This window comes from Mesorhizobium sp. WSM4817, from assembly GCF_055811135.1.
In genome coordinates this window covers 25255-37066 of record NZ_JBVVQQ010000033.1, presented here as the reverse complement: position 1 = coordinate 37066, position 11812 = coordinate 25255, and the positions used below count along the sequence as shown (strand labels likewise).

General features: G+C 61.3%; 7 protein-coding genes and 1 tRNA gene. 4 read left to right on the top strand and 4 right to left on the bottom strand.

Annotated elements, in window-relative coordinates; genetic code table 11:
• Positions 1-279: 279 nt before the first annotated feature.
• The gene (locus tag AC0L2K_RS30615) at positions 280-1185 is read right to left on the bottom strand and encodes a sugar-binding transcriptional regulator (RefSeq protein ID WP_023800329.1); all 906 of its coding nucleotides are present in this window, start codon (positions 1183-1185) and stop codon (positions 280-282) included.
• 284 nt (positions 1186-1469) lie between these two features.
• On the opposite strand from AC0L2K_RS30615, the gene AC0L2K_RS30610 reads away from it, so the two are divergent.
• The 3 genes from AC0L2K_RS30610 to AC0L2K_RS30600 all read left to right on the top strand — a co-directional run bounded on the left by AC0L2K_RS30610 (position 1470) and on the right by AC0L2K_RS30600 (position 6267).
• Positions 1470-2375, top strand: a complete 906-nt coding sequence (locus tag AC0L2K_RS30610; RefSeq protein ID WP_473533167.1) for a tagatose-bisphosphate aldolase — start codon at positions 1470-1472, stop codon at positions 2373-2375.
• 268 nt (positions 2376-2643) lie between these two features.
• Entirely contained in the window at positions 2644-4128 is a 1485-nt protein-coding gene (locus AC0L2K_RS30605; RefSeq protein WP_473533166.1) for an ROK family protein, read from the top strand.
• Between the two features lie 231 nt (positions 4129-4359).
• Positions 4360-6267: a putative bifunctional diguanylate cyclase/phosphodiesterase gene (locus AC0L2K_RS30600; protein ID WP_473533165.1), complete on the top strand. Its 1908-nt coding sequence runs from the start codon at positions 4360-4362 to the stop codon at positions 6265-6267.
• 49 nt (positions 6268-6316) lie between these two features.
• Here the strand turns inward: AC0L2K_RS30600 and AC0L2K_RS30595 are convergent, their stop codons facing one another.
• Positions 6317-8632: an acetamidase/formamidase family protein gene (locus AC0L2K_RS30595; protein ID WP_473533164.1), complete on the bottom strand. Its 2316-nt coding sequence runs from the start codon at positions 8630-8632 to the stop codon at positions 6317-6319.
• 329 nt (positions 8633-8961) lie between these two features.
• Here AC0L2K_RS30595 and AC0L2K_RS30590 point away from each other — a divergent pair, with 329 nt between their 5' ends.
• Positions 8962-10413 carry an acetamidase/formamidase family protein gene (locus AC0L2K_RS30590; RefSeq protein WP_023800326.1) on the top strand — a complete coding sequence of 484 codons (1452 nt, stop codon included), beginning with the start codon at positions 8962-8964 and terminating at the stop codon, positions 10411-10413.
• A 254-nt stretch (positions 10414-10667) separates the two neighbouring features.
• Here AC0L2K_RS30590 and AC0L2K_RS30585 read toward each other — a convergent pair.
• Together AC0L2K_RS30585 and AC0L2K_RS30580 are read right to left on the bottom strand one after the other, a co-directional pair.
• Positions 10668-10744 (bottom strand) — tRNA-His (locus tag AC0L2K_RS30585).
• Positions 10745-11186: 442 nt separating this feature from the next.
• Complete coding sequence (locus AC0L2K_RS30580) at positions 11187-11645, bottom strand: phasin (protein WP_128166139.1); 459 nt, start codon at positions 11643-11645, stop codon at positions 11187-11189.
• Between the last annotated feature and the right edge of the window lie 167 nt (positions 11646-11812).

The window sequence follows — 11812 nt, the reverse complement described above, 5'->3', positions numbered from 1 at the left end:
GCAAGGTGCAGGAAAATGCGCCGGTCGGCGCGCATGCTTGCCTAGCTGCTATGTTGTAACACTTTGCTGAAAGAAATTGCAACCGCATTTCCGGGTCGAAACGCTTTCAAACCGGACACCATCTGTCTGCTCCGCAGAGCCCCTCCCGCAGACTATTGCCCCAACGCCTTGACGACACAACTGATGATTTCGCGGCGATGATTTCGCGGCTGCGGGTTGGGTGTCGATCGGTCTGGAATCGATCAGCCGTGCCGATGTCACGTATCGGCGTGCCCAGCATTATCGGGGCAAGAGAGCCTCGAGAATGGCCTGGGCCGTCTTCGTGTCCGTCACCAGAGCATTGATGAGCCTGGCGCGGACGGCACCTATGATCGCCTTCGCCTTCTCCGGCGAGGCGGCAACGCCGATCACCAGCGGGACGGCTCGAAGCTGGGCCGGCGACATTGCGATCATCCGGCCCTCCCCCTCCCACGGGATGAGCTTGCCTTCGGCGTCGAAGTAGTGGCGGATGACGTCTCCCGCCGCATGAAACAAGGCCTGTTCGCTCAGCGTGGCCGCGCTCGCTTCGGGCGGATTGATGGCATGGGGCAGGCCGATGCCGACGATCGCAACGTCGGTCCGGTCCCAAAGCGCGACGCTGTCGCGGATGGCCGCATCGCCGAGGAAGACCTCACGCAATTCGGACGACGGCAGATAGGGCGCATGGATGAAATGCGGCGTCCCGCCCAGCTCTTCTGCGGCCAGCCGCACAAACTCGTTGATCTGAAAATGCGCCGCCTGCTGCTGCATGCCGCCGGTGGCAGCGACGGTAAGAACGCCGGGAATGCGCGGCAGGCCTGCCTGGATCACCTCGCGAATGGCTCGCCCCCAGCCGATGGCGACGACCTTGCCGGCCGTCAGTCCCGCTTGCTTGAGCAAGGCGCCGAGCGGCGCAGCGAGCGCCGCCAGCGCACCGGCTGACGGCGTTTCGATGACCGCCGCGTCACGCAGCCCGAGTGCCTCAACCAGTTGCGTGGTGATGCCTTCGGGGGTTGCAAGATCGAGAACTTCGATCCGCACGATGCCCTCCGCTCTCGCCCGCTGCAGGAGGCGCGATATTGTCGCGGTGGAGACGCCAAGCCGCCGCGCGATATCGACCTGCGACATGTCCGCCTCATAGTGCAGTTTGGCGACCGTATGCAGCATCGTCCGCGATGCGGCTGCATCTTGTGCGGGAGGTGCAGACAGCTTGCAATTCCTTTCAGCAATGTGTTACAGACCCATCGACCGATGGGAGTTATCGCGCAAATCCGGCTGACTCGCAACGTGGGCTGGTTTCCACGGCAGATTGCGGCCAAGGCCGAATTTCTCGGTCCGATAGCGCAGCAAAGCGGCAAAACCTCCTGTCGGGAGGCAGGTAAAACTGAACCTTTCTTGTTTCCACTGATCTGCGCCCCGGTGAATGGGCGCCAACATCGGACAGAAGACCCATGACAAAGATGACGACCGCAGAGTTGCGCGGCTACCAGCAGATATGCGGCAAGGACGGGGCGATGATGGCCATCGCCTGTGACCAGCGCGGCGGCATGCGGAGCTTGCTTGCGGCGGACCCTGAAGAACAGGCCAAGATCACCGACGACATGCTGGGCGACACCAAGTCGGACATCACGCGATACCTCGCCAGCCAGGCATCCTGCGTGCTGCTCGACCCGCTCTGCGCGGTGCCGCGGGTTGTCGATGACGGGGTGCTGAGCCGCGATACGGCTCTGCTCATCGGCCTCGACGCTTCGGGCTTCGACGTCTCGCCTGCCGGCTACCGCCTGTCGCGTCTCGTTCCCGGCATCGGCGCGCGCCGCGTGCGCGAGCTCGGCGGCACCGGCGGCAAGATCATGGTCTATCTCAGGCCCGACAGGCCTGAGGCGAACGAGCATAATGTCGCCATTCTGCGCCAATGCATCGCCGATTTCGCGCAAGAGGACCTCCTGCTCGTCGTCGAGTTCCTGACCTATCAGCTCGAAGCGGAAAGCCTTGAAGAGTATACGGCCAAGATCCCCTGGCTCGTCGAAGAGGGCACCCGTATTTCGCTGGAATGCGGGGCAAAGGTGCTCAAGCTTCCTTATCCCGGAACGCCGGAAGCCTGCGCCAGGATCAGCAGCATGGCCGGCGAGGTGCCTTGGGCGGTCCTCTCCGCCGGCGTCAACCACGCAACCTTCCTGGGCCAGGTCGAGATCGCGATGCGGAACGGCGCGTCAGGCGTCATCGCCGGCCGGTCGCTGTGGAAGGACTGCATCTCGCTCGACCGTGACATTCAGCGTGAAAGGCTCAGGACTATCGCGGTGTCGAGATTGCGCGAGCTTCAGGCGGTGATCGGAAACTACCGGCAGCAAGCCGCTTAGCAGATGACCCCGAACCGAAGGTCCGCGGATGCAAAATCGAAGTCGATCTTCGAAAAGGATCATGCGCAAATCAAAGTACTATAGCGTCCTGTGCGCACCAGGATGCGCGGCGCTGTAGCTATCCGACGTTCACACCAGGCACGCACGGGACGTCATGCCTCTGACCATGATCCCGAAAAGTGGGGACCGGTTTTCGGAGAAGATCATGGTCAAACAGCAAGATAGAGCCCCATTTCGATTTAGTCGAAATGGAACAGGCTCTGGTTCGATGGCCATAGGAATCGATATCGGCGGCACCAATCTGCGCGCCGCCCGTGTTTCCGGCACGGGCGAAATCCTCGAGCGCATTTCCGAGAAAAGCGCGCCGGACCCCGAGCTCGTGCTCTCCCGGATCGCCGAAATGGTGCGCCGGCTCGATTGTCCCGAAGTTGCGGCCATCGGCATCGGCGTCCCCGGCCGCGTCGATGCGCGGCTTGGCGCGGTCTTGTCAGGGGGCTATGTCAACCTCGCCTCGGTCTCCCCTGCGCAACGACTGGAAAGCCTGGCGGGCAAGCCCGTGGTGATCGACAATGACTGCAACATGGCACTGGTCGCGGAAATGGCCCTCGGCGCTGCCAGAGGCCATGAAAGCATCGTCATGTTCACGATCGGGACCGGCATTGGCGGTGCCGTGGTCCAGGACCGGCGGATCGTCCGCGGCAAAGGGACGGCGGGGCAGCTCGGCCATATCACCGTCGACCTATCAGGCGAAGCGTGCATCTGCGGCCGGCGCGGCTGCGTTGAAACCACCAGCTCAGGCACGGCGCTTGGCCGTCACATCGCGCGGGCAGGCCTCGGTCCGGACGTTTCGGTCGATCAGCTTTTTGCCCGGGATGCGGGCGGCGATCCCTTGGCGCGCGGTATACTGGAAGCCTGGGCCGGGCCGCTGCGTGCGGCAATCGATACGACCGTGGCCATGTTCGACCCCGACCTGGTGCTGCTCGGCGGCGGACTTGGCCTGGCGGCCCATCGGGCGCTTGCCAGGGCTCCTGCCCTGGCGCCCTGGTACCAATGCCCGGTGGAAGCGGCGCAACTGGGTGACGACGCCGGGGTCATCGGCGCCGGTCTGCAAGCGCTCGCCGAGCAACCGGCAGTTGCACAATCAGAAGTTGGAGAAGCCTCGCCAGTATCCTTGCCGACCGCCCGGCTCGATCGCACCAGGCGCGCCGTGTCCGGCCGGCGCGCCGTGCTCGTCAACGGCATCCCCGCCAGCGGCAAAAGCACGGTCTCGCGCGGCATCGCCGCGCACATGGGCTGGCCATTGCTGGCACTCGATACGATCAAGAACCCGTTCCTGGAAGTGCTCGGCGGCGGCGATCGCGAATTCAACCGTATACTCGGCCGCGCCAGTTACCAGGCCATCTGGTCGGTCGTCGGCGAGGCCCCGGCGGGCGCCATATTTGTCATCGACGCCTGGTTCGGCTTCCAACCGCGCCAGGTGCTCGAGGATCACCTGCGCAGCGCCGGCGTCGAGCAGACCGCCGAGATCTGGTGCCATGCGCCCGGCGAGGTTCTGGCCGAGCGCTATCGCGCACGGCTCGACCAGCGTCCCGCCGGCCATCCCGGCGCGGCCTACATCCCCGAACTGATCGAACTGGCCAAGCGCGCCGAGCCGCTGCGGCGCGGACCGCTGCTTGACGTCGACACGACCAGACCGATCGCTTTCGACGCCATCACGCAATGGCTGCAGGCGACGATTGCGGCTGACAGGTAGGCAGCGCGGCCCCTAAGCACGTCGCGTTTGAACGGATGCATGCGACGCGCCTTAAGTTATTCCCGAGCGTCAGGATGCTGCCGATCCATGTTCTCTATCACCGCACAAATGAGGAGGATTCATACAAAGGCCTCGCAGAAGGCTGATACAAGCTGAGTAGTTAACCCGTCCTTCAGTGGGCTTGCATAAGCTTACGTTGCGAATCGGCATGGGAAGCGAACCGACTGGTCTATGGCCCTAAAGAAAGAAAACGCGCTGGAGGCCAGAATCCTTCAGGATCAGCTTGCTGATCTGAAGGCCGGTCTCTTCGTATCGATGCCGATAAGCACTATGCTATCAGGCCTGATTTTGACGGTGCAGGCCTTTTCTGGCGGAGGCTTTGCCGCCGCAATCTGGTTCCTGGTTATCAATGCGATAAATGCCGCCCGCCTCGGACTCGCCCGTTATCAGCTAAACGAGACGGGGGATCAGGGCGATTTAACAGGGATTTCGCAGCGGCTTCGCTGGTTTGGCATCCTTGCTCTTCTGTCAGGGTTTGCCTGGTCCTTTCTTGCCGTCCTTACCGTTGGCTACACAACGCCGCAAGCGCCGCTGCATCTGATTATTCTGGCGGGCATCTCAGCTGGTGCGGTTACATACGGCAGTTCATATGCCGCGGCCGCGATCAACTTCATTACGCCGCCGCTTGTGATCGCGATGGGTTGCCTGTTGGCGAAAGGCAACTTTGAAGATTACATTCTGGCCTTTGCCGTTCTGCTCTTCGTGGGCGGCTTGGTTCGAGGCTCGTTTGTAGGGCAAGCCCGCTTCCGCGAAGCAAGCCGCCTGAGACATGAGGCCGAGCGGCTTGCGGCGGAAATGGAGCGCAATTCCAGGGAGGACCACCTAACGGCCCTTCTCAACAGACGGGGCCTCGAACACGCGATCAATCAGCTCGAGAATACGGACGGCCCGTTCGTTGCAATGCTGATTGATCTGGACGGCTTCAAATCTGTCAACGATACCTACGGTCACAGGACCGGTGATGAACTGCTCATCATGATCGCCCGCCGCATCGAGCAGGCAGCGCCGGCAGGCTCAACGCTCGCCCGTATCGGCGGCGATGAGTTCGTGCTGTTTTTTCCCTCATTCAGGAGTTCGCTTTCTCCCAGTACCCTCGCATCCAATATCATAGCCAAAGTCGCCAGCCCCTATCGTGAGGTCGCGTCCGTCCGGATCGGTGCATCGATCGGAATATACCTGGCTGAAAGGCCGGGGCTGACGGAAATGTTGCTGCGGGCGGATGTCGCCCTCTACACGGCCAAGCGTCGTGGCAGGAACGAATTTCGCCTGTTCGATGCCGAACTCGACAGGGAATTGCAACGTCGCCAGTCCATCGAACGCGACCTTCATTCAGCGATAGAGGCGAGAAGGGTGGCACCTTGGTTCCAGCCCATCGTGAGACTCGATACCGAGGCCGTGATCGGTTTTGAAGCCTTGCTGAGGTGGTCCCATCCGATCCATGGTTCCATCTCTCCACCCGAAATCATGACAGCCGCACGCGAAACCGGAATGCTTCAACTGTTAACGCAAACGGTATTCTCCGACTGTTGTGCTCTTATCGACGGCTTGGTGAAAGCTGACCGTCGAGATGTTCGTGTGGCAATGAATGTTTCACCGCGCGAATTGGAAGCCGGCGATATCGACGACATGGTTCTGAATGGTCTGGCGGCAAAAGACCTTCCGGCAACGATGTTCGAAATCGAGATTACCGAAGAATCTCCAGTGGACCCGGAAAGACTGGATGAAAAGCTCGGACGGCTTTCACATGCCGGAATTTCCATCGCGCTCGATGACTTCGGCACCGGCTTTTCCACGTTGGCGTCGCTCAAGGACAGTCGGATACGCAAGGTGAAAATAGACCAAGGCTTCATCCGCGGCTTGGCCAAGTCTCGGGAGGACCGGCTGCTTGTCAAAACGGTGATCGATCTTGGTCGGGCGCTCGGGATCGATGTCATGGCCGAGGGCGTCGAAACAGAGGCGGACCGGCAAATTCTGTACAAGCTCGGCTGCAGAACTGCTCAGGGCTTCCTATTCTCCAAGGCGGTGCCGCTAAGCCAGGCGCTTGAGGTGACACTAAAAGAGCACGCCACGGAGTTGTGAGGGCACACGCCACCAATGAAACCGCTGCGTGATCTCTGATCATGGGGGGTCAGGGGCGAGCGGTACGCTGGCTGTGCTGTCGCTCGCCGAACACGGCCTTGGTGATCGTGGCGTGCACGCCGAAATTTCCGTCGGCGACTTGCGTAATGCCGAAGTCGGCGGCAAGCGACATGATGCTCAACACCTCGTCCTCCGTGAGATCGTATGTCTGCATGATGAATCGGCGCGTCTGGCGGAAGGCGTTGCGCAGCGCCAACTCGATGGTGGATGTCTTGTAGACGTCCGACTGCGCGTTGCTGCCGAGGTCCCTGAGGTAGTTGGGATGGCTAAAACTCTGTATCACCCAGCTGTGCTCGGTTTCGATGAGCGGCGAGTTGAGACCGCGCAGGAAAGCCGGGCACACTTCGCCCGCCTTGTGCAGCTTGATGATGATGTCGCCGGTCAGCGAACACTCAAGACCCGTGCCGTTGATCTCGCCGTCCGCCTGCGCGAAATGCCCATCGCCGAGCGAGAGCAGTGCGCCCTGAACCGCAACGGGCAAATAAAGCTTCGCGCCGGCTCCGATCCTCCAATTGTCGATATTGCCGCCGAAATAGCCCGGCGGGATGGAATCGACCAGGTCGGCCTCGCGCGGAGCCACCGCGATGCACCCGAAATGCAGGCGCGCCGGTATGCGCACGCCGCTACCACTCAAGTCGCGATGCGAAACCTTGCTGTGGTCGACGGGTATGCCAGGATAGTCGATCGTCGCGTGGACAACGCCGAAGGGGTCGGTCTGCGGCTGCCATTCGTAGCTGTACAGCGGCCGCGCTGCGGCCGGGCACCGCATGTCGATCTCGAAGATAGTCACCGTTTCGCGTTTGGCATCCCGGTCCAGAAGGTCGTGATACTGATACCCCCACCACGCCGATACGTTCGATGCGAAGGCCTTGCCGGGAAAGGCAGCGCTCGGCCGTGGCCGAATTTCGACGAACTCGATCTCGAGCACGTCGCCGGGCTCGGCGCCGCGCACATAGATCGGGCCAGTCATAATGTGAACGCCGAACCCCTCGCCAGCGCCGCGCCCGAAGATGGAAGCGTTTGCCGGACCGGCCCCGCGACGGTCGACGCGCTTGTGTTCGGGTGACCAATCGAACACGCTTTCAGCCCCGCTGTCACCCGCCACCATCCGCTGCCAGTCGTCGCCCGCGTGCTGAGTGAGTGTCTCAACGGTGACTGAATCGCCCGGATCGACGCGCAACACCGGAGGCAGCGAGCGGCTGAAAAAGCCCCAATGCACGGTCTCCGCTGTTGCTGGCAAATGCCAATGGTCCGTGCGTTCGCGGGCTCTTGCCGTTGGTGGGCGATCCACAGCGGCCCGCAGCATCGGGGCCGGCCGCGCCGCCGCCGACTTGCGGCCGTCCGGTTTGCCTCGCAGCGGATAAGCTTCCTCCGTCTGCAACCTAGCGCGCCTCACCTGCCTGGGACTCATTCCAAACGTCGCGCCGAAAGTGCGGCTGAAATGCGATTGATCGCGAAAGCCCCAGCGCTGTCCGATCGCGGCCACGCTTTCATGTGCATGGTTGGGATCCGCCAGGTCGATGCGGCAATGTTCGAGGCGCTGCTGGCGCACATATTCGGAGAAGCTTTCGCCGCGCCCCTCGAACAGTTTTTGCGCGTAGCGTATGGAAAGCCCTTCCAGTCTCGCGATCAGGGCCAAGGCCAGATCCGGGTCCGACAGCCGGGCGTCAATCGTCGCCGCGACGCGCCTGAAATGCGCCGTTTGCACCCCGGTCAGGCTGCCAGCGGGCTCGCGTACCTCGCCAAGCAGGGCGCTTGCCACGAGTTCCGTCAAAGCCACTTCGGCGGCTGTCAGATCGGCCGCACCGGAAGTCTCGAGATTGGAGCCCAGCGTTCGCAATGCGGATTTCGCAACCGCAGCGACGACGGTGCTGCCTAGCACCTTCGGCAAGCGGATGCCGCTGCGGCCCAGCCGTGCTCCCAGCGGACCGGCGGCCGCCTGAAGTATGAACGCGCGGAAGTCACTGCGAAAGGTCATAGACCAGTCGTCGGCCGTGCCGAGCACCATCATGTCGCCGTCAGCGAGATCGAACGCCTGGTGCGGGGCGACAAGACGCCCGCGCCCAGCAACGATGAGAGCGAATAGAATCCCGTGGTCCCGGCGCATCGGCACGATGCGCTGGGGTGTACCAGAGACGTCGGCGAGGCGCGTGGTGGCGTTCGCTGCCCGCAGGTGCATGGTGCCTCTCGGGATCGGCTGGTCGTCGACAGACGCGGAAAGCGAAAGCTCCTCAAACCAGTCGAGCCACGCCTTGTCGCGGTGTTCGAGGGGCAGATGGTCGATCGATCGCAGAGCCGCAACCATAAGAGAAGAGGGTCCTTGTTGCATACTGCAGCGGCCTTTCCGGGGCGCGTTACGTCCATCAGGCGACCCGCCCGCCGAGATTCACTTTAGCGCGACGCCGGCGACAGTATTTGTGCGCATGCGAACAATCTCTTGACTTTACCCTGTCACCAGGCGGAGCTCAAGCTCGCCGGTCTTGCCGGCGTGAGCGTAAGCCATTGAATTGACCCGTATTTATTTAGGCAACAGCGCGATGCATTGATTTCGCGGCCGGCTGGCTGGATTGCCGATGGCGCGCGTGATGCATAAAATCGCGCACATTCCTTCCAACAAAAACAAGGGGACTGTTCATGTGCAAAGGCGATGATATCAGCTGTCCGCATTTCGAGCTTCACTATAACAAGTTGAAGCAAGATCTAAATGCCGAGCGACGCGGCTTTCTGAAGGGGGGCCTGTTCGCGGCCAGCGGTCTGGCCACGCTGGGCGCCGGTGGCATCTCGCTGGTCACACCCGCACTGGCGCAGGCCACGTCATCGAAGCTGCCTGCACAACGCGCCTATCATTATTTGCCGGCCAACGCCGAGACCGTGCATTGGGGCTACTTCAGCAAATCACTGAAGCCGCGCATCGAGGTCAATTCCGGCGACATCGTCACGATCGAGTCGCTCACCCACCATGCGGGCGATGACCTGGAGCGCATGGTTGACGGCGACGAGGGTGCAGAGAGCGTCTATCTCTGGACGAAAGAGAAGAAGGGCGTCGACCGCCGCGGTGCCGGCCCTACCGACCCGGCCAAGTACAAGAAAGGTTCTGGTGAGGGGCAGGGCGTGCACATCATGACCGGCCCGGTCTATGTCCGCAACGCGGAGCCGGGCGACATATTAGAGGTGCGGATTCTCGATTGCGGGCCGCGTCCCTCTGGCAATCCCAAGTTCAGCGGCAAATCATATGGCTCCAACGCGGCGGCCAATTGGGGCTTCCACTACAATGACCTGCTTGACGGCACCAAGCGCGAGGTCGTCACCATCTACGAGGTCGACGTTGCCGGCGGCAAAAGCTGGGCTGAAGCGGTCTACAATTTCCAATGGGTGCCGCAGACTGACCCGTTTGGCGTCAGGCATGACACGATCGACTATCCCGGGGTTCCGGTCGACCACAGCCTGACCAAACGAAACTACGATGTGCTGAAGGGCGTGAGACTGCCCATTCGCCCGCATTTTGGCACGATCGGACTGGCACCGAAAGAAGCGGACGTCGTAGACACCATCCCGCCGAGCTACACCGGCGGCAACATCGATAACTGGCGCATCGGCAAGGGCGCCACGATGTATTATCCGGTCTCCGTCGACGGCGCGCTGCTCTCGGTCGGTGATCCCCATGCCAGCCAAGGCGACAGCGAATTATGCGGGACGGCGATCGAATGCTCGCTCACCGGCACGTTCCAGCTCATCTTGCACAAGAAAGCGGACCTAGCCGGCACACCGCTCGAGGAGCTCAATTACCCCATGCTCGAGACGCAAACGGACTGGCTGGTGCATGGGTTTTCCTACGCCAACTATCTTGAGGAACTGGGACCGAGCGCTCAGAGCGACATCTATTCGAAGTCGTCTGTCGACAGAGCGCTGCGCGATGCGTTCCGGAAGATGCGCCACTTCCTCATGACAACCAAAGGATTGACAGAGGACGAGGCGATTTCCCTGATGTCGATCGGAGTAGACTTCGGCATCACCCAGGTCGTCGATGGAAACTGGGGGGTGCATGCGGTGGTGAAGAAGGACATCTTCGCCGCACGTGTCGCCTGAGATGGTGGGTAACTAAATCTCGCATCACTTCGCCGTTACTCGGAAGCTCGACAAAGGCTAAAGCGCGTCGCGTTTGAAGGAATTCATGCGACGCGCTTTACGCTGCGCACCCTCGGGTCAGGCCCGAGGGCATGCTTTTGCGCAACATGCATCAGGAATCCGAACCAAGCGGGGCACCGACCGGTCCCTCCGTAAGAACGGACATCTGTAGCCAAGAGAAGCGACCGAAACCGAAGAAGGCGACCGTGCACCAATGGTACCGTTGGCTGGGATCGAACCAGCGACCTCCGGATCCACAATCCGGCGCTCTAACCATCTGAGCTACAACGGCACGTTCGCCTGAGCGGGATGGAACGTTCATCCTCCGAGACCCGCTCTGTCGTTCGGCGATGCGTCCATACGGGCTATCGGAGTTTAATTCAAGGCTTTTGGCCGCGCATGGCCCGGAAAATCAGAATCGATTTCGCTGGGGATCATGCGCAAAATCCCAGGGTTCCGCGGCGTGCTTTGCGCGTCCAGGAAGGCGCCCGGCGCTGTAGGCAAAGGGTGCTCCGGCACCGACATCATATTCGCCGGGCAAAGAAAAAGGCCGGCGGGAGGAGGTGCCGGCCTTTTCCTGTTCCGAGCCAGCGGGAGGAGGTGCTGGCTGGTCATCCCGGAGAGCAGAGGGAGGAGGTTCCACCCGCCGGGTATTCGCTTGGACCACTATATCTCACATAATCCTGTTCGAAGAAATGCGACCTTTTGTTGCATCTTCGAACTCTGCGCAAATATTAGGCGATCTTAACTTCCTTCATCGCCTTCTCGAAGGCGGTCTTGATCGGCTTGGAGACGTCCTCGGCCGCCTTGGAGGCGACGGTCTGGAAATCCTTTGCCTGCTCGACAGTCATCTCGACCTGCTTGCGCAGGAATGCGGTCTGCAGTTCGACGACTTCCGACAGCGACTTGGCGCCGATCAGAGCTTCGAAATGCGACAAGCCGGCTTCAGTATTGGCGCGCAGAGCGGCAATGGTCTTGAGCGACAGGTCGTTGGAAACGGTCTTGGCGGTCTCAAAGGTGGACTCAAGGGCCTTCTGGGTCTCTTCGGCGCCGGTCTTCAGCTTGGCATAGGCCTCTTTCGACTGCTCGACGCCCTTTTCGGCGAAAGCACGGATCTGGTCGGTGGCCTTGGAAGCGTCGAAGCTCGGGAATTCAACGTTTTCGATAGTATCAGCGGTCTTGGTCCTGGACAATTTTCCATCCTTTGCAGTGGTAGCGGCTTCGATAAGAAAGCCGTCTCGTTCATGTATGATGGCAATATAAAGGCAAATCTTGTGCATTGCAATATCTTTGTTGCAGCGCACCATAAATTTTCTCTCCCAGCGTTAACCACGCGCCCAGAGATTCCGGCGGTTGCACG

Bases quoted from the DNA above. Each gene is read 5' to 3' on its own strand.
- AC0L2K_RS30610 (WP_473533167.1), top strand. From the start codon at position 1,470: ATGACAAAGATGACGACCGCAGAGTTGCGCGGCTACCAGCAGATATGC.
- AC0L2K_RS30605 (WP_473533166.1), top strand. From the start codon at position 2,644: ATGGCCATAGGAATCGATATCGGCGGCACCAATCTGCGCGCCGCCCGT.
- AC0L2K_RS30595 (WP_473533164.1), bottom strand. From the start codon at position 8,632: ATGGTTGCGGCTCTGCGATCGATCGACCATCTGCCCCTCGAACACCGC.
- AC0L2K_RS30600 (WP_473533165.1), top strand. From the start codon at position 4,360: ATGGCCCTAAAGAAAGAAAACGCGCTGGAGGCCAGAATCCTTCAGGAT.
- AC0L2K_RS30615 (WP_023800329.1), bottom strand. From the start codon at position 1,185: ATGCTGCATACGGTCGCCAAACTGCACTATGAGGCGGACATGTCGCAG.
- AC0L2K_RS30590 (WP_023800326.1), top strand. From the start codon at position 8,962: ATGTGCAAAGGCGATGATATCAGCTGTCCGCATTTCGAGCTTCACTAT.